Below are 22043 nucleotides of genomic sequence, written 5' to 3' on the forward strand. Positions count from 1 at the left end.
CCCGCCCACCGGCCGGGTGCTGAACCGGGAGCTGGCCGCCGAGCTGTGGACCCGCCCGTGGCCGGGCTGGCCGGCCGCGCTGCTACTGGCCGCGCTCGCGGTGGTGGCGGTGTGGTGGCTGCTGCTGGCGCTGGGCTGGGGGAGGTGCGGCAGCCGGGTCGGATCGGGCATCGCGATGCTGGGTGTGGGGCTTAAAGAAGTCGAAGGGCTCCGCCGGGTCCGGGTCAGGCTGGTCGGGGATGAGCGGCTGCGGATCGGGCTCACCTGCACGCCAGACACGGACATCGGCCGCCTCGTCGGCAAACTGGACCGGGGCGTGGTGAGCCGGGTGCGCAAGGCGGCGGGGAACGAGGAACTCGCGGCGGTCGTCCGCCTGCACGTCCGGCGCCCCGGGCGGCCCAGACGGGAACCGCGGGAGAGCTGACCCCGGGGGCGGGGCGACCACGGCCGGCATCGGCGCGGTCTCGGCCTCGGAGGACCGGCGCCGCCCGGCGGGCCGGGGCGGCTCCTTGCCCGGGGCCTGGAGCGCCTGCTGGGCCTGCGGGGCCTGCGGCGCCTCCTCGGGCACGTCCTCGCGGTCCTTGGCGGCGCCCTTCTCGTCCTGGCCGTCCCGCTCGCGGGTCCGGGCGAAGGCCAGGCCGGCGGACAGGCACACCAGCGGCACGGCCGGCAGGACGTAGCGGTGGTCGAAGGCCGCGATGAACGGCGGGAGGACGAGCAACGCCACGCCGCAGGCCAGCGGCAGCAGCACGATCCCGCCGAGGCGGCGCCAGCGCGCCACCAGCCCGCCGAAGCCGACCAGCAGCAGCGCGCCCAGGAACGGCCCGCGCAGGTAGCCGTACTCCTGGTAGGCGCGCATCCACTCGTCGTACGGCTCGACGATCAGCGTCTCGCCCGACTCTCCCTGGTACGCCTCCGTCAGCTCGGTCGCCGTCTTGTCCTGGGAGGCCGGCTTGTCGGGGAAGGACTCGATCGAGTCGGGGAACACGTACGCGCTCTGCGGCCCCTTGACCGGATACTCCCTGCGGGTCCAGTCGAAGATGTGCGCCACGTCCACCGCGCCCGCCCACAGGAAGTCCAGCGGCTGCGCCTTGATGGCGCGCATGGCGAAGTCGCCGGCCAGCTCGTTCCGGTTCACGCCCTTGATCACATCGGAGTTGAGCGGGGAGTTGCCGCTCCAGATGTACTGCGGCGGGGCCTTGCGCTGCCCGAGCGGTTCCTCCGGGCACAGCGCGGCCTCCACGCCGGGCGGGTCGATCTTGTCGCAGTCGGCGAAGGTCATCGTGCGCGCCCACAGGAACACGTTGCTGCGGGTCAGCCCGAAGGTGCCGTACTCGGAGCGGAACCAGGCGGCGTACGCGCCCAGGAAGAGCGCCGACGCCAGCGCCGTGGCGAGCACCGCGCGCCAGCCGGCCCGGCGCAGCACCAGGCACACCAGCACGATCGCGATCAGCGGCAGCCCGATCGTGCGGGTGACGGTCGCGGCCACCAGCAGGAACCCGGCGAGCAGCGCCACCCACACCGGGGGCCGGTCGCGCCACAGCAGCAGCGTCACCGCCAGCACGCACAGGAAGGTGAACAGCAGGTCCGCCATGATCAGGTGTTCGAGCTGCACCTGGTGCACGTCGAACAGCACCGGCACGGTGAGCAGGGCCGCCGCCCAGCCGGGCAGCGGGGTGCGGCGGCGCAGCAGCGCGTACACGCAGACCGCGATGCCCAGGCCGATCAGGTGCTGGACGACCGTGACGGCCTGGATGCTCTCCAGCGGGCGCAGCGCCCACAGGAACAGCGAGTAGCCCGACGGGCGCGACTCCAGCGGGCGCGGGTTCAGCGCGGCGTTCAGGTAGGCGAAGGAGTCGGCCCAGAACCAGATCGCGGGACGGTAGCCGAGCACCGCGAGCGCACGCAGCGCGCCGCCCGCGAGCAGGGCGACCAGGAACACCCAGTGGGCGCGGAGGAATCCGCGCGTCGCCACCTGAACCTCCTGCGCCTCACCAGTCCGGTCAAGTCAGGCAAACCATCTTAGACAGGTCGGGTGCTCCACTGTGGGTGGGTACGCGATTCCCGTAGGTGACTCCCAGCACTTCTTCAGCATTCGATCACGTTCACGGCCAGGCCGCCGCGGCTGGTCTCCTTGTACTTGTCCAGCATGTCGCGGCCGGTGTCGCGCATGGTCTTCACCGCGCGGTCCAGCGAGACGAAGTGCCGCCCGTCGCCGCGCAGCGCGATCCTCGCCGCGGTGATCGCCTTGATCGAGGCGACCGCGTTGCGCTCGATGCACGGGATCTGCACCAGCCCGCCGATCGGGTCGCAGGTGAGCCCGAGGTTGTGCTCGATGCCGATCTCGGCGGCGTTCTCCACCTGCTCGGGGGTGCCGCCCAGGGCCTCGGTCAGCCCGGCGGCGGCCATGGAGCAGGCCGAGCCCACCTCGCCCTGGCAGCCGACCTCGGCGCCGGAGATCGAGGCGTTCTCCTTGAACAGCACGCCGATCGCGCCCGCGGTGAGCAGGAAGCGCACCACGCCCTCGTCGCCGGCGCCGGGCACGAACCGCTCGTAGTAGGTGAGCACCGCCGGGATGATCCCGGCCGCGCCGTTGGTGGGCGCGGTGACCACCCGGCCGCCCGCCGCGTTCTCCTCGTTGACCGCCAGCGCGAACAGCGTCACCCAGTCCATGGTCTGGAGCGGGTCCTTCTCCGGGGACTCCCCGAGCAGCCGCCGGTGCATCTGGTGCGCCCGCCGCCGCACCTTCAGCCCGCCGGGCAGCACGCCCTCGCGCTCGCAGCCCCGGCGCACGCACTCGGACATCACCCGCCACAGGTCGAGCAGCCGGGCGCGGATCTCCTCGGTGGTGCGGCCGAAGGCGCGCTCGTTCTCCAGCATCAGCCCGGAGATCGACAGGCCGGTCTCGGCGCAGCGGGCCAGCAGTTCGGCCGCGGTGGTGAACGGGTGCGGCAGCACGGTGTCGTCGGGCTTGATCCGGTCGGCGCCGGTGGCGGACTCGTCCACCACGAAGCCGCCGCCGACCGAGTAGTAGACCTTCTCCCGCAGCGGCTCGCCCCCCTCGCCGTACGCCGTGAAGCGCATGCCGTTGGGGTGGTGCGGCAGCGAGATCTTCCGCTCGAAGACCAGGTCGTCGCCGACCCGGAACGGGATCTCGCGCTCGCCGTACAGGCGGACGGTGCCCGACCGGCGCATGGCCGCCAGCTTCTCGTCCACCGTGTCCACATCGACCAGCTCGGGCTTCTCGCCGGACAGGCCGAGCAGCACGGCCTTGTCGCTGCCGTGGCCCTTGCCGGTCAGCCCGAGCGAGCCGTACAGGATCGCCTCCACCCGGGCGACCTTCTCCAGCAGCCCGTCGGCGTGCAGCCCGCGGGCGAACCGGTGCGCGGCGGCCATCGGGCCGCCGGTGTGCGAGCTGGACGGGCCGATGCCCACCTTGAACAGGTCGAAGACGCTGATCGCCATCGGGGGTCCTCCGTCGTCGGCGGCGGGACGCGCCCGCCGGTGGCGGCCGGCGGGCGCGGAGGGCTGTCAGGACGCGGTCACGGTGCTGTCACGACGTCACGTGCTGTCACGACTCGCCGGAGGTGAGCGCGGCGTACTCCTCGGCGGTGAGCAGGTCGGCGGGCTCCTCGTCGGAGACGCGGACCTTGAACATCCAGCCCTCGCCGTAGGGGTCGCTGTTGACCAGGGACGGGTCGTCCACCACGGCCTGGTTGACCTCCACGACCTCGCCGCTCACCGGCGCGTAGATGTCGCTCACCGACTTGGTGGACTCGACCTCGCCCACCGCGTCACCGGCCGAGATGGTCGAGCCCACCTCGGGCGTCTGCACGAAGACCACGTCGCCGAGCTGCTCGGCGGCGTACTCGGTGATCCCGACCGTCACCGTGGTGCTCTCGTCCAGGCCCGCGATCCACTCGTGCTCCTTGGTGTACTGCAGGTCCTCGGGATAGGTGCTCACGAACTCCTCCTGTAGAAAGGCAGATCCACAATCTCGACGGGCTCATGGTTACCACGGATGTCCACCGCCAGGGCGCCGGTCGCCGCGGCGTCCACGTACGCCATCGCGATCGGCCTGCCCAGCGTCTGCGAGGGCGCGCCGCTGGTGACCTCGCCCACCACCTCGCCGCCGTCGCGCAGCACCACCGGGTAGCCGTGCCTGGGCACCCTGCGGCCGAGCGCGGCCAGCCCGGTCAGCCTGCGCCGGGGCTCCTCCTTCGCCCGTGCCTCCAGCGCGGCCCGGCCGACGAAGTCGCCCGGCTTGTCGAAGCGGACCACGCGGCCGAGCCCGGCCTCGAACGGGGTGATCTCGCGGGTCAGCTCGTTGCCGTACAGCGGCATGCCGGCTTCGAGGCGGAGCGTGTCGCGGGCCGACAGCCCGGCCGGGCGCAGCCCGTACGGCTCGCCCGCCTCGCTCAGCGCCCGCCACAGCGGCACCGCGTCGGCCGCGGCCACGAACAGCTCGAAGCCGTCCTCGCCGGTGTAGCCGGTGCGCGCGATGAGCGCGTCGGACCCGGCCACGGCGCCCGGCAGGCCCGCGTAGTACTTCAGCCCGGCCAGGTCGGCGTCGGTCACCCGGGCCAGGATCTCCGCCGAGCGCGGCCCCTGCACCGCGATCAGCGCGTACGTCTCGGAGCGGTCCTCCACCGCCGCCTCGTACCCCGCCGCGCGCTCGGTGAGCTCCCGGGCCACCATCGGGTAGTTGGAGGCGTTGGCCACCACCATGAAGGTCTCGGGGGCGAGCCGGTAGACGATCAGGTCGTCCAGCACGCCGCCGTCCTCGGCGCAGATCATGGTGTAGCGGGCGCGGCCGGGCGCCAGCGCGCTCAGGTGCCCGACGAGCGCGAAGTCCAGCGCCGCGGCGGCGCCGGGCCCGGTGACGTGGATCTCGCCCATGTGCGACAGGTCGAACAGCCCGGCGGCCTGGCGCACGGCGTTGTGCTCGGCCGACTCGCTGCCGTAGCGCAGCGGCATGAGCCATCCGGCGAAGTCGGTGAGCGTCGCGCCGAGGCTCTCGTGGACCTCGCGCAGCGGCGTGGGTCGGGACATGTGGGCACCTCAGTCAGGTCGGATGTGAGCCATCCTCCCCCTCTGTCATCGGTGCCTGAGAGATTCGACCGGCTTTTGCCGGACTTTCACCTTCGGCGAGGCCAAACGGCCTGCTTTCCAGAGGTCGCCTGGCCCATGCGGTCCTTTGCCTTGAGAGGTTCGCGGGGAGGGCTTGCTCCTTCAGGGGCCCTGACCGGCTGCCAGGGCGCTCTCCCGCACGGGGTCGAACGGCGATTCCGGGCCAGCCTATCAGCGGACTAGGAGGCCGGGAGGGTGAGCGTGGCCTCCAGCGGAAGGTGGTCGGAGACGGTCACGCCCTGCAGCACCGCGACATCGTGGAACCGCACCCCCTCGCTGGCCCAGATCCAGTCCACCCGGTCCTTGGGCAGCCCGGCCGGATAGGTCATCCGCCCGCCGGGGCCCGGCTGCGCCTGGGCGCTGGTGAACCCGGCGTCCTCGAACAGGCGCTGCTCGTCGGGCCAGGTGGGCTTGAACCCCAGGTCGCCCGCGATCACGGCGGGCCGGGAGCGCTCGCGCAGCAGCGAGCCGATCTGGCGCAGCCTGGTGGGGTCGTCCTCCTCGCGGTGGCGCAGGTGGGTGGTCATGACCCGCAGGCCGCCGCCCGGCACGCGCACGGTCGCGGCGGCGTACGAGCGGCGCGCGGGGCCCGCGCCGTACGGGAGGCGGCCGGTGCGGGTGTCGGTGAGCGGGGCCTTGGACATGATCAGGTTGCCCGACCGGCCGCCGCCGGCCGGGGCCCAGACGTAGTCGAGGCGCAGCCGGCGCGAGAGCCATTCGGCCAGGTCCAGCCCGCCCCCGGCGGGCCAGCCCCGGCCGACCTCCTGCAGCAGGATCACGTCGGGGTCGCTGCGCTCGATGGTCCTGGCCACGGCCTCGGGATCGACCCGGGCCTGCCCGGTCACCCCGTGGTGCACGTTCCAGGTGAGCAGCTTGACCTGGCCGCGGGCGGGCTGCTGCTTGGGCACCGGCGCGGGCGTGGTGACCAGGGCGATCACCGGGGCCAGCAGCGCCAGGGCGCAGCCGCCGACCAGCCCGAACTCGTGCGTGAGCGGGCCCGCGGCCTCCGCGGGCGCCCGGCGTACGCCGGTGAGGGCGAGCACGGCCACCCCGGCGAGCGGCCAGGCCGCGTCGGGCACCCAGAGCGGCAGGTCGTCGCCGAGCTGGTAGGGCAGCACGGTGGCCAGGAAGCCGAGCCCGGCGGCGAGCCCGGCCCAGCCCGGCTCGGTGGGACGCTCGCGGGCGGTGCCGGTGTCCTCCAGGGCGCGGGCCAGCAGCAGGCCCGCGGCGACCAGCGCGACCACGACGGCGGCGAGGACGTGCCGGCCGGTGGTCAGCAGCGCGGCCGGGAGCGCCGCGGCGAGCAGGACCGCGGCGACCGCGACGGGGGCGCGCCCGCCCAGCGCGGTGGCGTGCCGCGCCTCGCCCGCCGCCACCACCGCGAACAGCGCGCCCAGGATCAGCACGACCGAGGCCAGCGCCACCGGGACGCCCGCCTGCGCGGCCGGGAACGCCGGGCTGGCCAGGAACGGCACGGCCAGGCCGAGGAACGGCCCGATCACCCACGCCCGCGGCCCGGAGGGCCGGCCGGCGGGCAGCCGGCGGTGGGTCCACCAGGCGATGGCGGTGGCCGCCGCGCACTCGGCGGCGGTGATCAGCCACGGGGCCCAGCCGGACTGCCAGATCACGTCCCAGGTGCCGGACAGCGACCGCACCGCGACGTCGAGCGCCACGCCGCACAGCAGGCCCGTGGCCCCCGCGCCGCCCTCGGCCGCGCTCACCGCGAGGACCAGCGCGGCCAGGCCCAGCGCGACGACGGCGAGGCCCAGCGCGACCGGGGGCGCCCCGAACGCCTGCAGCGCCACGCGCCCGGCCGCGAGCGCGGCCACGGCCACGGGCACGGCGCGCGCGCCGAGGGCCCGGCCGAGCGGCCAGGCCAGCACCGGCGCGGCGAACACCGCCAGGCCGGCCAGGGCCCGGCCGGCCGCTCCGCCCGGCGCGGCGTCGATCATGGGGCCGCTCATCCGCAGCAGCTCCAGCATCAGCGCCGCGAGCACGGCGACCAGCGGCGTCGCCGACACATGGGGACGGATTTGCATATAGGGCACCTTAAGCCCCAGGTGTCACCTAAGGCGACAAATAGGACATTTTTCCGGCCATGGCGACAAGAGCCTCGAACAGCGAGGGGTCGGCTCCGGCCTCCGGGTGCCACTGTACGGCGAGCGCGAACGCGTGGTCCGGGACTTCGACCGCTTCGATCGTCCCGTCGTCGGCGTACGCGCTCACGGTCAGCCCCGGGGCCGTCCGGTCGATGGCCTGATGGTGGTAGTGCATGACCTCGCCCGGGTCGCCGATCCGGGCCAGCGCCGTGCCCGGCACCGCGCGCACCGGCATGGCGCCGAACTCGCCCGGCGCGGGGGAGTGCCCGGAGTGCCCCACCACGTCCGGCAGGTGCTGGTGCAGGGTGCCGCCGAGCGCGACGTTGAGCACCTGGAGGCCGCGGCAGACGCCCAGGAACGGCAGCTCGCGCTCCAGGGCCGCCCCGGCCAGCGCGAACTCCGCGTCGTCGCGGAAGCCGCGGACGTATCCGGTACGGGGATGCGGCTCCGCGCCGTACCGGCCCGGATCGATGTCGCCGCCGCCGGCCAGGATCAGCCCGTCCAGCCGCTCCACCAGCGCGGCCGGCTCGCCCGCGGGCGGCAGGATCACCGGCTGCCCGCCCGCCCGCGCCACCTGCTCGACGTAGTCGTGCGGCAGCAGCGACGCCCTCGCCTCCCACACGGTGTAGCGCGCGGTCTCGACGTAGCAGGTGATGCCGATCAGGGGTCTCATAGCGGCGTCACGTAGGCCCCTGAGATGCCGCCGTCCACCAGGAACTCCGAGGCGGTGATGAAGGAGGAGTCGTCGGAGGCCAGGAACGCCACGGCGGCGGCGATCTCGCTCGCCTCGGCGAAGCGGCCCAGCGGCACGTGCACCAGCCTGCGCTGCGCCCGCTCGGGGTCCTTGGCGAACAGCTCCTGGAGCAGCGGCGTGTTCACCGGCCCCGGGCACAGCGCGTTCACCCGGATGCCCTCGCGGGCGAACTGGACGCCCAGCTCCCTGGTCATCGCCAGCACCCCGCCCTTGGACGCGGTGTAGGAGATCTGGCTGGTCGCCGAGCCCATCACGGCCACGAACGACGCGGTGTTGATGATCGAGCCCTTGCCCTGCCGCCGCATGTACGGGATCACGTGCTTGCAGCACAGGTACACGCTGGTGAGGTTGACCTCCTGCACCCGGCGCCAGGCGTCGATGCCGGTCTCCAAGATGGAGTCGTCGTCGGGCGGCGAGATGCCCGCGTTGTTGAAGGCGATGTCCACGCTGCCGTAGGTGTCGTACGCCGTGCGGTACATCCGCGCCACGTCGTCGGCGCTGGTCACGTCGGCGCGGACGAACAGGCCCCCGACCTCGGCCGCGGCCTTGGCGCCGGAGTCCTCGTCCACGTCCGCGCACACCACCCGCGCGCCCTCCTGCGCGAACCGGTGCGCGGTGGCCAGCCCGATGCCGCTCCCCGCGCCCGTGATCACGGCCACCCGGTCCTGCAAGCGTTCCATCCCAGCTCCTAACGATCGATCGGTGGCTCAGCCGGTCGCGATGAACACGTTCTTGACCTCGGTGAAGGCGTCCAGCGCGTCGGCGCCCAGCTCGCGGCCGAGCCCCGACTGCTTGAACCCGCCGAACGGGGTCCAGTAGCGCACCGAGGAGTGCGAGTTGACCGACAGGTTGCCGGCCTCGACCGCCCTGGCCGTGCGCAGCGCCCGGCCCACGTCGCGGGTCCAGATCGACCCGCTCAGCCCGTACCGGGTGTCGTTGGCGATGCGCACCGCCTCCTCCTCGCCGTCGAACGGCACCACGCTCACCACCGGCCCGAAGATCTCCTCGGTGAAGGCAGGGTCGTCCAGCCGCTCGGGCGTGAGCACGGTGGGCGGGAACCAGAAGCCGGGACCGGACGGGCACGAGCCCTGTAGGTACGGCGTGCCGGTCACGAACGAGGCCACCCGCTCCCGGTGCTCGGCGCTGATCAGCGGGCCCATCTCGGTCTCGGGGTCGCGCGGGTCGCCGACGCGCACGCCCTTGACCGCCGCCGCCAGCCGCTCCATGAACTCCTCGTACGCCGGCCGCTCCACCAGGATGCGCGAGCGCGCGCAGCAGTCCTGCCCGGAGTTGTCGAACACCGCGTACGGCGCCGTGGCCGCGGCCCGTTCGATGTCGGCGTCGGCGAAGACGATGTTGGCGCTCTTGCCGCCCAGCTCCAGCGTGACCCGCTTGACCTGCTGTCCGGCGATGGCCGCGATCCGCCGGCCCACCTCGGTCGAGCCGGTGAAGACGATCTTGGCGACGTGGGGGTGCTCGACCAGGCGCGCCCCCGCCACCTCGCCGTCGCCGGGCACCACCTGGAGCACCCCGTCGGGCAGCCCGGCCTCCAGGGCCAGCTCGGCCAGCCGCAGCGCGGTCAGCGGGGTCCACTCGGCGGGCTTGACGATCACGGTGTTGCCCGCCGCCAGGGCGGGCGCCGCGCCCCAGGTCATGATGACCATGGGGAAGTTCCACGGCACGATCACGCCGACCACGCCCAGCGGCTCGTGGAAGGTGATGTCCACCCCGCCGGGCACCGGGATCTGCCGGCCGTGCTGACGCTCGGGCGCCCCCGCGTAGAAGTCGAGCACGTCGCGCACGTTGCCCGCCTCCCAGCGGGCGTTGCCGATCGTGTGGCCGGCGTTGGCGAGCTCCAGCAGCGCCAGCTCCTCGGCGTGCTCGCCGACGAGCGCGGCGAAGCGGCGCAGCAGCCGGGCCCGGTCGCCGGGCGCGACCTTCCGCCAGGCGGGGAACGCCTTCCTGGCACGCTCCACGGCCCGATCGACCTCGGCCGCGCCGGCGTGCTCGACCTCGGCGATCCGCTCCTCGGTCGCGGGGTTGACGATGATCATGGGCTCACATCCGCTCGAATCCCCGGAACATCTCCCAGTCGGTGACCGCCGCGTCGAACGCGGCCAGCTCCACCCTGGCGTTGTTGGCGTAGTGCCCGGTCACCTCCTCGCCGAAGGCGGCGCGGGCCAGGCGTGATCCTTCCCACAGGGCCAGGGCGTCACGCAGCGTGTGCGGCACGGTCTCGGCCCCGGAGGTGTAGGCGTTGCCGGTGTACGCCTCCTCGAGCGGCAGCTCGCGGTCGATGCCGTCGAGCCCCGCGGCCACCAGCGCCGCCACCGCGAGATAGGGGTTCACGTCACCGCCCGGCACCCGGTTCTCCAGCCGCAGGGAGTGCCCGTGCCCGACCAGCCGCAGCGCGCAGGTGCGGTTGTCCACGCCCCATTTCACGGCGGTCGGGGCAAAACTGCCGGGAACGTACCTCTTGTAGGAGTTGATGTTCGGCGCGTAGAAGAGGGTGAGTTCGCGCAGGGCCGCGAGCTGCCCCGCGATGAAGTGCTCGCCGAGCGCGGACAGGCCGTGCGCCCCGGGCCCCGCCAGCACGGGCTCCCCGTCGTCGGAACGGAGGGAGATGTGGATGTGGCAGGAGTTGCCCTCGCGCTGGTTCGGCTTGGCCATGAAGGTGATCGACCTGCCCTCCTGGGCGGCGATCTCCTTGGCGCCGTTCTTGTAGATCGCGTGGTTGTCGCAGGTGACCAGCGCCTCGTCGTAGCGGAAGGCGATCTCGTGCTGGCCGAGGTTGCACTCGCCCTTGGCCGACTCGACGTACATGCCGGCGCCCTCCATGCCGCGCCTGATCCGGCGCAGCAGCGGCTCGACGCGCGAGGTGCCGAGCAGCGAGTAGTCCACGTTGTACAGGTTCGCCGGCTCCAGGTTCCGGTACGCGCCGCGCCAGGCGTCCTCGTAGCTCGTGTTGTAGACGCAGAACTCCAGCTCGGTCCCCACGTACGCGCGCAGCCCGCGCTCGGCGAGCCGGGCGAGCTGGCGGCGCAGGATCTGCCGCGGCGAGGCCACGACGTCGGAGCCGTCCTCCCAGGCGAGGTCGGCCATCACCATGGCGGTGCCCTCGTGCCACGGCACCCGGCGCAGCGTGCCCAGGTCGGGGCGCATGACGAAGTCGCCGTAGCCCCGCTCCCAGGACGACATCGCGTAGCCCTCGACCGTGTTCATGTCCACGTCCACGGCGAGCAGGTAGTTGCAGCCCTCGGCCGCGTGCGCGCTCACCTCGTCCAGGAAGTAGCGTGCGGACAGCCTCTTGCCCTGGAGGCGCCCCTGCATGTCCACGACGGCCAGCAGCACGGTGTCCACGCGCCCCGAGAACACCTCGTCGCGCAGCTCCTCGATGGTGAGCGTTCCGGGCACCCCGCCTCCTCGCCTTTGGGCCAATAACAGACCATTGATGGGCAGTGCCGGTAACTTGTCAAGACGTGGAGGTGATGGTGAAGGGGTCCGACCGCCTCACCACCGTGCTGCGCCCGGTACGGGCCGGAAACGCCTTCGAGGAGACCGTCGAGCGGCTGCTCCAGGCCATCAAGCTGGGCGTGGTCGGGCCCGGTGAGAAGCTGCCGCCCGAGCGCGAGCTGGCCGTGCGCCTCGGCATCAGCCGGGTGACCCTGCGCGAGGCGATCAGGTCGCTGTCCGACGCGGGCTACCTGGAGGTGCGGCGCGGCCGGTACGGCGGCGCGTTCGTCACCTACCGCCAGCCCGACCCGGGCGCGGGCGAGCTGCGCCGCGCGCTGGCCGACATGGACTCCGCCGAGCTGGCCGACGCGCTCACCTTCCGCATGGCCGTGGAGTGCGGCGCGGCCCAGGTGCTCGCCGCGTCCCCGCTCAGCGCGGCGCAGCGGACCACGCTGCGCCGCAGGCTGGCCGAGGTCAACAACGCCGATCCCCGCGACTACCGCCGTCTCGACACCGCCTTCCACCTGTCGATCGCCGAGCTGACCGGCTCACCGCTGCTGGCGGGCGCCTGCGCCGAAGCCCGCCTGCGGGTGACCGACCTGCTCAACGCGATCCCGGTGCTCCAGCCCAACATCGACCACGCCGCCGCGCAGCACGAGGCGATCGTCGCGGCGATCCTGGCCGAGGACCCGGCGGCGGCGTACCGGGCGGTGGCCGAGCACCTGGAGGGGACGGCCGCCCTGCTGCGCGGCTTCCTGTCCTGAGCGTTTTTCCCGCTGTGGAGCCTTAGCATCGGAATCGGGGTTGAGGCATGGGGGATTGGTTCGCGCAACGGGTGATCGACACCGGCAGGCTGCCGCTGTTCTGCTTCTTCACCGCGCTGATCATCACGTTCGTGGCCACCCGGATGCACGTCCGGCTCATCCGGGCCAAGGCGCGCTGGTGGTTCAAGGACGTCAACATCGGCGACGTGCACGTGCACCATGTCGTCTTCGGCGTGGTGCTGATGCTGTTCGGCGGGGTGGCCGGGCTGCTCGTCTCCGGGGTGTCCCCCGGCTGGTACGCCGTGACGGCCGCGATCTTCGGGGTCGGCGCGGCGCTGGTGCTCGACGAGTTCGCGCTGATCCTGCACCTGCGCGACGTGTACTGGTCGGAAGAGGGCCGGGCCTCGGTGGACGCCGTGTTCGTCGCGGTCGCGGTGACCGGCCTGTTGCTGCTCGGGCTGCGCCCGCTGAGCTGGGAGATCCCCGACGGCGCCCCGCGCGCCCCGGCGCTCGCCTCGGGCGTGCTGGTCGTCAACCTGATCCTCGCGGTCATCACCCTGCTCAAGGGCAAGATCTGGACCGGTCTGGTCGGCCTGTTCGTACCGGTGCTGCTCGTGGTCGGCGCGGTGCGCCTGGCCCGTCCGGGGTCGCCGTGGGCGCACTGGTTCTTCGCGCCTGGCGCGCTGCGGCCCCGGCCTGGGAAGATGGCACGGGCCATCCGCAGGGAGGAACGCTGGCGGCGTCCGGTCATCCGGGCCAAGATCGCGGTGCAGGAGTTCGTGTCGGGGCGGCACGACCTGCCGTCGCCGCGCCTCAAACGCCACTAGTGTGGCAGGATGGGCGCCGGAAAGCGTTTTCCTGGCTGAATCGAGGGGAGCAGCGATGCCGCGCGACGCCACGCTCGAAGACGTCGCCCGTCACGCGGGCGTCTCGCTGGCCACCGCGTCCAGGGTGCTCAACGGCAGCACCCGGCAGGTCGGCCGGGCGCTGCGCGAACGGGTCGAGCGCGCAGCCGCCGAGCTGGGCTACACCACCAACCGGGCGGCCCAGGCCCTGGCCCGCAGCGCCAGCGACATCCTCGGGCTCGTCGTGCACGACCTGTCCGACCCCTACTTCGCCGTGGTGGCCAACGCCGTCGTGCGCGAGTCCGAACGGCACGGCCTGTCGGTCATGGTCGGCACCACCTTCCGCGACCCCGAGGCCGAGATCGGCTACGTCGCCACCCTCCGCGCCCAGCGCGTACGCGCCATCGTGCTCGCCGGCAGCCGCATCGCCGACGAAACGGTCACCGAGCGGCTGCGCGCCGAGATCGACCGGTTCCAGGGCGGCGGCGGCAGGGCGGCTCTGATCGGCCAGGACCTCCTGGGCGTGGACACCGTGGTCCCCGACAACCGCGCGGGGGCGTACGAGCTGGCCCGCGCCCTGGCCGGCCTGGGCCACACCCGCTTCGCCGTGCTGACCGGCCCGTCGTTCCTGCTGACCGCCGTCGATCGGGTCGAGGGCTTCACCGCCGGGCTGGCCGCCGCCGGCCTGCCCGAGCCCCTGCTGATCCCCGGCCCCTTCGACCGCGACGGCGGCTACCTCGCGGCCGAGCGCCTCCTCGCCCTCCGCGACACCACCGCCGCCGGCGTCACCTGCGTCTTCGCGGTCAACGACGTGATGGCCGTGGGCGCGCTCGCCGCCCTGCGCGCCCACGGCGTGGCCGTGCCCGAGCAGATCTCGGTCGCCGGCTTCGACGACATCCCCACCCTGCGCGACCTCACCCCCTCGCTGACCACCGTCCGCCTGCCCCTGGCCGACATGGGCCGCCGCGCGGTGGAGCTGGCCCTGGCCACCACCGGGCCCGCCGCCGAACCCGCCACCGCCGAGGTCGTGCTGCGCGAGAGCACCCGGAGAGTCTCATGAGCGAACCACGCTGGCCCCTGGCCGTGAGCACGCTCGGCATGCCCGGGTGCGGGGTCGAGGAGGCGTGCGCGACGGCGCTGGCCGGAGGGTGCGAGGGCCTGGAGCTGCGGGCCCATCCGGACAACGGCGTGCATACCGGCCTCGACCCGGCCGGGCGCGAGCGGGCCCGCGCGACGATCGCCGGCGCGGGGCTGCGCGTCCTGGCCGTGGCCGGCTACACCCGCGTCGCCGCCCCCGCCCCCGACGACGAGGTGCTCGGCACGCTGCGCGCCGAGATCGCCCTCGCGGCCGACCTGGGCGCCCCGTTCCTGCGCGTGTTCCCGGGCGCCGGCGACGGCCCCGGTGGCGGCTCCGCGGGCGGCGACCCGGCAGGCGGCCTCACGGAGGCCGACGTGCGGGCCGCGCGCAGGCTGCGGGCCGTCGCGCCGCTCGCGGCCGGGCGCGGCGTGCGGGTGCTGGTCGAGACGCACGACTCCCACGGCACCGGCGCCGCCGTACGCCGCCTGCTCGACGCCGCCGCCGTGCCCGAGGCCACCGGTGCCGTCTGGGACGTCCTGCACACCTGGCGCAACGGCGAGGCCCCGGCCCGCACCCACGCCGAGCTGGCCGGGCACATCGGCTACGTGCAGATCAAGGACGCCGTCGGCGCCGCCGACACCACGCCCGTGCCGCTCGGCACGGGCGGCGTCCCCCTCGATGACGTACGCGAGGTGCTCGCCGCCCGCGCCTACACCGGCTGGATCTCCCTGGAGTGGGAGCGCGTCTGGTACCCCCAGGTCGCCCCGGTGGCCGAGATCCTGCCCGCCGCCCGCGCCTGGGCGGGCGGCGGGAACTAGGCGAGGACCAGGAGGACTACACGACCGTCGCGGCGAAGCGGCGCTTCATCGTGGCCAGGACCTCGTCCGGGTCGGCGGCCCAGATGTCGGCGTTGAAGATCTCCACCTCGATGTCGCCGGTGTAGCCGGCGGCGGCCACGGCCGCGGTGATGGGCGGGAAGTCGATCACGCCGTCGCCCATCATGCCCCGCCCCAGCAGCACATCGGCCGGGAGCGGCTGCAGCCAGTCGCACACCTGGTACGACGCGATCCGCGCGCCCGCGCGGGCGATCTGCTCCGGCAGCCGCGGGTCCCACCACACGTGGAAGGTGTCCACCACCACGCCGACCTGCTCCACCGGGTGGGCCTCGGCCAGGTCGAGCGCCTGGGCGAGGGTGGACAGCACGGCCCGGTCGGCGCAGTACATCGGGTGCAGCGGTTCCAGCGCCAGGCGCACGCCGCGCTCGCCCGCGTACGGGGCCAGCTCCGCCAGCGCCTCGGCCACCCGCTCCCGCGCCCCCGCCAGCGAGCGGGAGAAGCCGGGCCCCGGGGCGCCCCCCGGCGGCACGCCGGGGAGCCCGCCGACGACCATGACCAGGCACGGCGCGCCCAGCGCCGCCGCCTCGTCGATCGCCCGCCGGTTGCCGGCCAGCGCCTCCTCGCCCCCGGCCGTGAGGAACCCGCCCCGGCACAGCGACGAGACCCGCAGCCCGCTGTCGGCGAGCAGCTTCACCGCCCGCTCCAGCCCGCACTCGTGCAACTGCTCGCGCCAGACGCCGATCGCCGGGATGCCGTGCCGCACGCAGCCCGCGACCGCCTCCTCCAGGCTCCAGTTCCGCGTCGTCCACTGGTTCAGCGACAGCCGGGAGATCATCCGGTCACCCCGGCGGTGCGCAGCAGGGCCGTCATGCGCCAGGCGGCCAGCTCGGGATCGGGCAGCAGGCCCGCCCGGTCGGCGAGCCGGAACGCCTCGGCGAGGTGCGGGATGGACCGGGCGCTCTGCGCGCCGTTGACCATCACGAACCCGTCCTGGTGCCCGGCCAGCCAGGCGAGGAAGACGATGCCCGTCTTGTAGTGGAACGTCGGGGCCTGGAAGATGTGCCGCGACAGCGGCACGGTCGGCGCGAGCAGCCGGTCGTACTCCGCGAGGTCGCCCGCGTCCAGCGCGGTCAGCGCGGCCGAGGCGGCGGGCGCGATGGCGTCGAAGATGCCGAGCAGCGCGTGGCTCCCGCCCCGGATCAGCTCCGGGTAGTTGAAGTCGTCGCCGGTGTAGAGCTTCACGCCGGGCGGCAGCGCGGCCCGCAGCCGCACCTCGTGCTCGGCGTCGAGCAGCGAGACCTTCACCCCGTCCACCTTGTCCGCGTGCCCGGCGACCAGCGCCAGGAACGACTCGGTGGCCTCGCCGAGGTCCTTCGACCCCCAGTAGCCGGCCAGGTTGGGATCGAACATCTCGCCCAGCCAGTGCAGGATCACCGGCCGGCGCACCTGGCCGAGCAGGCGGCCGTACACGCGGTGGTAGTCCTCCGGGCCCTCGGCCGTCGCGGCGAGCTGCCGGCTGGCCATCAGGATGACCCCCGCCCCGGCGTCCTCGACCAGCGCCACCTGCTCCTCGTACGCCGCCACGACCGCGTCCAGCGTGGCCGCGCCCGGGGCCTGGTCGGTGCCCGCGCCGCAGCCCAGCAGCACGGCCGGGTCGCCGAAGTCACGGGCCTCGGCGGCGCTGCGCCGGATCAGCTCGCCGGTGGCGGCCCAGTCCAGGCCCATGTTCCGCTGCGCGGTGTCCATCGCGTCGGCCACCCGCAGCCCGTACGACCACAGGTGCCGCCGGAAGCGCATCGTCGCCTCCCAGTCCACCGCCGCGGGCCGCCCCGGGGTGTTGTCGCCGAGCGGGTCGGCGACGACGTGCGCGGCGGCGTACGCGATGCGGCTCGACGGCGCGATGGCCGGCTTGCGCCAGGTCACGGGCTCGCGGGTGGTGTACGGTTCCAGCCGCCCGCCGGCCGTGGGCAGCAGCAGCGTCGTCACAGCTCGGGCACCTCGATCCTGCGGCCCTCGGCGGAGGAGCGCAGGCCCAGCTCGGCGAGTTGCACGCCGCGCGCGCCCGAGGCCAGGTCGTGCGGGAACGGCGCGTCCTCCAGCACGTGCCGGACGAACATCTCCCACTGCACCTTGAACCCGTTGTCGAACTCCTCGTTGTCGGGGACCTCCTGCCACTGGTCGCGGAACCCGTACGTCGCGGGCAGGTCGGGGTTCCACACCGGCATCGGCGTGGCCGAGCGGTGCTGCACCCGGCACCGGCGCAGCCCGGCCACCGCGCTGCCCTCGGTGCCGTCCACCTGGAACTCCACCAGCTCGTCCCGGTTCACCCGCACGTCCCAGGAGGAGTTGATCTGCGCGACGATCCCGCCCTCCAGCTCGAAGATCCCGTACGCCGAGTCGTCCGCGGTCGCCTTGTACTCCTGGCCGTTCTCGTCCCAGCGCACCGGGATGTGGGTCACCGCCTTGGCGATGACCGCCTCGACCCGGCCGAACAGGTTCTCCAGCACGTAGTTCCAGTGCGGGAACATGTCCAGCACGATCCCGCCGCCGTCCTCGGCGCGGTAGTTCCACGACGGCCGCTGCGCGGGCTGCCAGTCGCCCTCGAACACCCAGTAGCCGAACTCGCCCCGCACCGACAGGATGCGGCCGAAGAACCCGCCGTCGATCAGGCGGCGCAGCTTGCGCAGGCCGGGCAGGAACAGCTTGTCCTGCACCACGCCGTGCTTCACCCCGGCCTCGGCCGCGCGCCGGGCCAGCATCGTCGCGTCCTCCAGCGTCTCGGCCGTGGGCTTCTCCACGTAGACGTGCTTGCCCGCCTCCAGCGCCTTCACCACCGCGGGGACCCGCGCCGAGGTCACCTGCGCGTCGAAGTACACCGAGTTCGCCGGGTCGCCGAGCGCCGTGTCGAGATCGGTGGTCCACCGCGCCAGCCCGTGCCGGGCCGCGATGTCGGCGAGCTTGGCCTCGCTCCGCCCCACCAGCACCGGATCGAGCAGCACCCGCTCGCCCCCGTCCAGCGTCACCCCGCCCTGCTCGTTGATCGCGAGCACCGAGCGCAGGAGGTGCTGGCGGTATCCCATCCGCCCGGTGACGCCGTTCATCACGACGCCCAGGGTCCGTGTTGTCATGCTCGCCCCTTCGGAAAGCGCTTTCCCGTCCGACCGCTCAAACGTAAGGCCCGGCACGCACCGCCGTCAACCGTCCGGATCCGGCGCGAGAACCCGCTCACGGACCGTAATCCGCCGGGCATAATCGAAGCGTGATCTCACCGCGCATCCTGAGAGCCGACTGGCCGACGCTGCGCAGGGGGCTCGGGCCCGGCTACCGCGCCGCCTGGGAGAACAGGATTCCGGCACTGCGGGGGGCCTGCGCCTGATGCGCATGCCCGCCTTCCACGAGCGGCTGGTGTCGGTGCTCCTGCCCCTGTACGAGGCTTACGGACTGGTGCTCGCCGGAGGGTATGCGATGAAGGCGCACGGCTTCCTCGACCGGCCCGGTGACGATCTCGCCTTCGCGACCGGCAGGAGCCGTCCCCCGCTCCCCGAGATCGCCCACGGTGTGGCCGACGCGTTCCGGGCAGACGGTCTGGAGGTCGCCATGCCGGAGGTGAACGCCCGGCTGGGACGCCTCATCGTCACCGAACCCGTGACCGGGGAGCGCTGCGAACTCCATCTCCTGCGCGAGGCTCTGCAGCAGCCTCCGGTGCGGTGCGGTGACGTGCCGGTGGTGGCCGCGAACGACGCGGTGGGGCTCCAGCTCCGGGCGCTGCACGAGCGCAGCCTCGCCCGCGACCTGATCGACGTCGCGGCCGTGCGCGACCATTACACCTTCCGCGAGCTGGAGCATCTGGCCCGGCTGCACAACGAGGAGTTCTCGCTCGCCGAGCTCGTGATGCGCCTGGAGTTCGCGGAGCTCATCGGGGACGAGGAGTTCTTCGGCTACGGGGTCGATGAGGAGCAGGTGGCCGACATCCGCCGGTTCGCGCGTGAGTGGGTCGAGGACATCAAGCTGCGGCGCACCGACGACGGCGACACCGAGGGCTACGACTTCGACGTGCCCGACCCCGATTGAGCCCGACCCCGATTGAGCCCGACCCCGGCTGAGCCCGACCCCGGCTGACCCCAAGCGCCGGGTCACGCCGCGCCGGTGAGGCCGCGTACGGCCAGGCCCAGGCCGAGGAGCACCACCATGACGGCCGTGCCCGCCGGAGCCAGGGCCGACAGGCGGGCCGCCACGCCGCCGCCCGCGCGGGCCAGGCGCTCCAGGCGGCCGGCGAGCCTGACCAGCAGCAGGCCGGTCGCGGTCAGCGTGGCCGCCATCCCGATCCCGTACGCCGTCACCAGCGCGATCCCGAACCAGGTGCGGCCCAGGCCGATCGCGCCGAGCAGCACGATCAGCGCCGACGGGCTCGGCACCAGCCCGCCCGCCACGCCCAGGCCGACCAGGACGCCCCGGCCGGTGCGCTTCACGGCGGGCGCCCCGGCCGTCTCCGCCGTCTCCGTACGCTCCAGGAGCGCCAGTTGCCCGTGTCCGTGCCCGTGTCCATGGGCGTGGCCGTGTCCATGGCCGTGGCCGTGGCCGTGGCCGTGTCCGTGGCCGTGTCCGTGGCCGTGGCCGTGCCCATGCCTGTGCCCATGCCCATGCCCGTGCCCGTGTCCGTGCCCGTGTCCGTGTCCGTGGCCCGTCGTGGGCGGCGAGTGGCCGGGGCGCAGGGCGGCGTGCAGGAGGCGGGCGCCGAGGGCGGTGATGAGCAGGCCGCTGGCCAGGCCCAGCCAGGCGAGCACGGTCTCGCCCGCCAGGGCGGAGAAGGCGGTCAGGAGCAGGCCGACCGCGAGCACGCCCAGCGTGTGGGTGGCCGTGACCGTGGCGCCCACGACCAGCGCGTCGCGGGGGCGGCCCCGGCGGCCGGCCAGGTAGGCGGCCATGACCGTCTTGCCGTGGCCGGGGATCAGGGCGTGCCCGGCGCCGAGCACGATCGCGAGCAGCACGGCGAGCAGGCCGAGGGGCACGGTCAGCGACTCGACGCCGATCAGCCCGGTGAAGGTGCGGTCCAGGGCGGCGAACGCCTCCCCGATCGGGCCTCCGGTGGCGATGCCGGGCAGCGGAGCCGCGGCGGCGCCCGAGCCGGGGGCGACGGACAGCGTGGCGGTGCGCACATCGAGCGGGCTCGCCAGTAGGTCGTCCGGGTACGCGCGCAGCTCGCCGCTCACGCTGCTCGCCGGCACGTCCGACCGGGCCAGGCGTACGCCCCCGGCGACCGCGGTGATCTCCCGCCAGCCGATCCGGTCGGCGAGGTAGCCGTCGGCGAACTCGACCGTGGCGGTGCCCGCGAGGTCGGCGGGAGCGGTGAGAGCGCAGGTCAGACGGCTGGTGCGCAGGCCGCCCTGGCCGGGGGCGTAGGTGAGGGCGGACTCGCGCACGGTCCAGGCCACCGGTGCGCCGTTGACGGTTAGGCGCTGCGCGGCGGCCAGGTCGGCGCAGCGGGTCGCCGCGTACGCCTCGGGGCCGGCGGCCTCGACCTCCGAGGCGGCCTGGAGCGTGGGCAGCTCGGCCGAGTCGATCACCGCCGCGTTCTCCACGCGGTCGGCGTACACACGCAGGCCGTCGTAGTGGTTGACGGTGAAGTTGCCGAGCGGGTGGGCCGCGACGACGGCGGCCAGCACCAAGGGGGCGATCATGAGAACCTCGCGAGCGCGGGCAGGTCGGGGTCGAAGCGCGGGTTGTACTCCCGCGCCAGGCGTGCGGAACGCCGGGCGGCGTCCGTCATGCCGAGGGCCTTCTCGATCTCGGCGCGGTGGTGCCGCAGCAGCGCGTTGCGCCAGCCGGTGGCGGTGGCCTTCCTGGCGTGCTCCAGGGCCTCGGCGGACTCCCCGGCGCGGTGCAGGGCCCAGGCCAGGGCGTCGGCGGCGACCAGGTTGGGGTTGCGCGCGTACTCGGCCCTGGCGTGCCGGACGGCCGCCGCCGGGTCGCCGTGGTCGGCCTGGTACTCGGCCCAGGTCAGGTCGTCGCGCACGCCCGCCGCCTCGCCCAGCCGGCGCTGGGCGGCCAGCAGCCGCCACTGCGCCGACGGGTCCGCGCCCGTCTTGATCAGCACCTCGCCGTACTCCACGACGTACTGGGGGAGCGGCAGGCGGGCCACCACCTCGGCGTACGCCTGCGCGGCCTCGGCGAGCCGTCCGGCCAGCGCCAGGGCACGGGCCTGCCCGGCCAGCGCCGGGGTGAAGGCCGGGTACGCGGCCAGCGCCCGCGCGTACCTCCGCCGCGCGCCGTCCGGGTCGCCCGAGCGCAGCGCCAGCTCGCCGAGGTGGAACTCGCAGTACGCCACGTCGGCGGGCAGGTACGCGTCGGCCAGCGCCAGCTCCAGCATCCGGCGGGCCTCCTCGGCGTCGCCGCGCAGCTCGGCGGCGTACGAGGCCCGGGTGTAGGCCGCGACTCCGGGGCGCAGGCGCAGCATGCGGCCGATGGCGGCCTCGGCGTCGGCGTACCGGCCGAGCTGGGTGTAGGCGTCGGCGAGCACGCCCTGCGCGGCGGGACCGTACGGGTTGGCCCTGGCCGAGAGCGTGGCCAGGCGCACGGCCTCGGCGAAGTCGTGCCGCCCCGCCGCCAGCGCGGCCTGCCCGGTCAGCGCGGCGTGGTTCCCGGGGGACAGGGCCAGGGAGGTCGCCAGCGCGCGCTCGGCCTTGGGGTAGTAGGAGGGGTCGGCGGTGAGCCGGGCCTGCTCGACGTAGGCCGAGCCGAGCGTGGCCCAGGCCGTGTGGTCGCGCGGGAGCCGGGCCAGCCGGGCCTGCAGTCCCGCGACCAGGGCGTTCAGGTCGGTCACCCCGTGCAGGTCCTCGCCGTACGCCGCCTGCGGGACGGTGGCGGCGGGCGGCGGCGGTGGTGGTGGCCGCTCTCCGGGGAGGAGTGCGGCGCCCGCGGTGAGGGCCGCCGCCACCGCGACCACGGCGGCCGGCAGGGCGGCCCGGCGCGCGAGCCTTCTACGTGCGATGTCCATCTGGGCCTCGTCCATCTGGGCCTCTCAGGGGCGGCGGAAGCGGGGCTCGCCGGGTGGGGGGAGCGAGCCCCGCGGTCTGTGCCGGTCTAT

The 22043-nt window shown here is 74.1% G+C and carries 19 protein-coding genes and 2 riboswitches; of the genes, 5 read left to right on the forward strand and 14 right to left on the reverse strand.

Annotation, left to right across the window (positions count from 1 at the left end; translation table 11 throughout):
• Positions 1-82: 82 nt before the first annotated feature.
• The 9 genes from HNP84_RS39085 to HNP84_RS39125 all read right to left on the reverse strand — a co-directional run bounded on the left by HNP84_RS39085 (position 83) and on the right by HNP84_RS39125 (position 11421).
• Positions 83-1975 carry a glycosyltransferase family protein gene (locus tag HNP84_RS39085; protein ID WP_185055096.1) on the reverse strand — a complete coding sequence of 631 codons (1893 nt, stop codon included), beginning with the start codon at positions 1973-1975 and terminating at the stop codon, positions 83-85.
• A 113-nt stretch (positions 1976-2088) separates the two neighbouring features.
• Entirely contained in the window at positions 2089-3465 is a 1377-nt protein-coding gene (locus HNP84_RS39090; RefSeq protein ID WP_185055098.1) for an L-serine ammonia-lyase, read from the reverse strand.
• A gap of 106 nt (positions 3466-3571) precedes the next feature.
• On the reverse strand, positions 3572-3964 hold the full coding sequence (gcvH, locus tag HNP84_RS39095; RefSeq protein WP_185055100.1) for a glycine cleavage system protein GcvH: 393 nt from the start codon (positions 3962-3964) through the stop codon (positions 3572-3574).
• Positions 3961-5052, reverse strand: coding sequence for a glycine cleavage system aminomethyltransferase GcvT (gene gcvT / locus HNP84_RS39100; RefSeq protein WP_185055101.1), 1092 nt, complete (start codon positions 5050-5052; stop codon positions 3961-3963). The genes gcvH and gcvT overlap by 4 nt, the downstream gene beginning before the upstream one ends.
• 32 nt (positions 5053-5084) lie before the next feature.
• A riboswitch (glycine riboswitch) is annotated at positions 5085-5179 on the reverse strand.
• Position 5180: 1 nt separating this feature from the next.
• A riboswitch (glycine riboswitch) is annotated at positions 5181-5278 on the reverse strand.
• Positions 5279-5309: 31 nt separating this feature from the next.
• Positions 5310-7169 carry an endonuclease/exonuclease/phosphatase family protein gene (locus tag HNP84_RS39105; RefSeq protein WP_185055103.1) on the reverse strand — a complete coding sequence of 620 codons (1860 nt, stop codon included), beginning with the start codon at positions 7167-7169 and terminating at the stop codon, positions 5310-5312.
• Positions 7170-7197: 28 nt separating this feature from the next.
• The gene (locus HNP84_RS39110) at positions 7198-7902 is read right to left on the reverse strand and encodes a gamma-glutamyl-gamma-aminobutyrate hydrolase family protein (RefSeq protein WP_185055105.1); all 705 of its coding nucleotides are present in this window, start codon (positions 7900-7902) and stop codon (positions 7198-7200) included.
• Positions 7899-8663 carry a 3-oxoacyl-ACP reductase gene (locus HNP84_RS39115; RefSeq protein WP_185055107.1) on the reverse strand — a complete coding sequence of 255 codons (765 nt, stop codon included), beginning with the start codon at positions 8661-8663 and terminating at the stop codon, positions 7899-7901. Before HNP84_RS39115 ends, HNP84_RS39110 begins: the two co-directional genes overlap by 4 nt.
• A 27-nt stretch (positions 8664-8690) precedes the next feature.
• The gene (locus HNP84_RS39120) at positions 8691-10037 is read right to left on the reverse strand and encodes an aldehyde dehydrogenase family protein (protein WP_185055108.1); all 1347 of its coding nucleotides are present in this window, start codon (positions 10035-10037) and stop codon (positions 8691-8693) included.
• A gap of 4 nt (positions 10038-10041) precedes the next feature.
• Positions 10042-11421, reverse strand: a complete 1380-nt coding sequence (locus HNP84_RS39125) for a glutamine synthetase family protein (RefSeq protein WP_221337310.1) — start codon at positions 11419-11421, stop codon at positions 10042-10044.
• 50 nt (positions 11422-11471) lie between these two features.
• On the opposite strand from HNP84_RS39125, the gene HNP84_RS39130 reads away from it, so the two are divergent.
• Genes HNP84_RS39130 through HNP84_RS39145 form a run of 4 tightly spaced genes read left to right on the forward strand, consistent with a single transcriptional unit; the run spans position 11472 to position 14941 of the window.
• The gene (locus HNP84_RS39130; RefSeq protein ID WP_185055202.1) at positions 11472-12200 is read left to right on the forward strand and encodes a FadR/GntR family transcriptional regulator; all 729 of its coding nucleotides are present in this window, start codon (positions 11472-11474) and stop codon (positions 12198-12200) included.
• Between the two features lie 47 nt (positions 12201-12247).
• Positions 12248-13027, forward strand: a complete 780-nt coding sequence (locus tag HNP84_RS39135; protein ID WP_185055109.1) for a hypothetical protein — start codon at positions 12248-12250, stop codon at positions 13025-13027.
• A gap of 55 nt (positions 13028-13082) precedes the next feature.
• Positions 13083-14105 carry a LacI family DNA-binding transcriptional regulator gene (locus tag HNP84_RS39140; RefSeq protein WP_185055110.1) on the forward strand — a complete coding sequence of 341 codons (1023 nt, stop codon included), beginning with the start codon at positions 13083-13085 and terminating at the stop codon, positions 14103-14105.
• Positions 14102-14941, forward strand: a complete 840-nt coding sequence (locus HNP84_RS39145) for a sugar phosphate isomerase/epimerase family protein (RefSeq protein ID WP_185055111.1) — start codon at positions 14102-14104, stop codon at positions 14939-14941. Before HNP84_RS39140 ends, HNP84_RS39145 begins: the two co-directional genes overlap by 4 nt.
• 16 nt (positions 14942-14957) lie before the next feature.
• Here the strand turns inward: HNP84_RS39145 and HNP84_RS39150 are convergent, their stop codons facing one another.
• The 3 genes from HNP84_RS39150 to HNP84_RS39160 are packed head-to-tail and all read right to left on the reverse strand — an operon-like array spanning position 14958 to position 18087.
• A complete protein-coding gene (locus HNP84_RS39150; protein ID WP_185055112.1) occupies positions 14958-15794 on the reverse strand; it encodes a sugar phosphate isomerase/epimerase family protein in 837 nt (278 codons plus the stop codon).
• Positions 15791-16945 (reverse strand): dihydrodipicolinate synthase family protein, encoded by a 1155-nt coding sequence (locus HNP84_RS39155; protein WP_185055113.1) that lies wholly within the window; start codon positions 16943-16945, stop codon positions 15791-15793. The genes HNP84_RS39150 and HNP84_RS39155 overlap by 4 nt, the downstream gene beginning before the upstream one ends.
• On the reverse strand, positions 16942-18087 hold the full coding sequence (locus HNP84_RS39160) for a Gfo/Idh/MocA family protein (RefSeq protein ID WP_185055114.1): 1146 nt from the start codon (positions 18085-18087) through the stop codon (positions 16942-16944). The genes HNP84_RS39155 and HNP84_RS39160 overlap by 4 nt, the downstream gene beginning before the upstream one ends.
• A 253-nt stretch (positions 18088-18340) precedes the next feature.
• On the opposite strand from HNP84_RS39160, the gene HNP84_RS39165 reads away from it, so the two are divergent.
• Positions 18341-19030 (forward strand): nucleotidyl transferase AbiEii/AbiGii toxin family protein, encoded by a 690-nt coding sequence (locus HNP84_RS39165; protein ID WP_246519244.1) that lies wholly within the window; start codon positions 18341-18343, stop codon positions 19028-19030.
• A 62-nt stretch (positions 19031-19092) separates the two neighbouring features.
• Here HNP84_RS39165 and HNP84_RS39170 read toward each other — a convergent pair whose 3' ends face one another.
• Positions 19093-20637 (reverse strand): HoxN/HupN/NixA family nickel/cobalt transporter, encoded by a 1545-nt coding sequence (locus HNP84_RS39170; protein WP_185055116.1) that lies wholly within the window; start codon positions 20635-20637, stop codon positions 19093-19095.
• Positions 20634-21968: a tetratricopeptide repeat protein gene (locus HNP84_RS39175; protein WP_185055117.1), complete on the reverse strand. Its 1335-nt coding sequence runs from the start codon at positions 21966-21968 to the stop codon at positions 20634-20636. Before HNP84_RS39175 ends, HNP84_RS39170 begins: the two co-directional genes overlap by 4 nt.
• Positions 21969-22043 lie beyond the last annotated feature (75 nt).

Source organism: Thermocatellispora tengchongensis (assembly GCF_014202315.1).
GTDB lineage: Bacteria > Actinomycetota > Actinomycetes > Streptosporangiales > Streptosporangiaceae > Thermocatellispora > Thermocatellispora tengchongensis.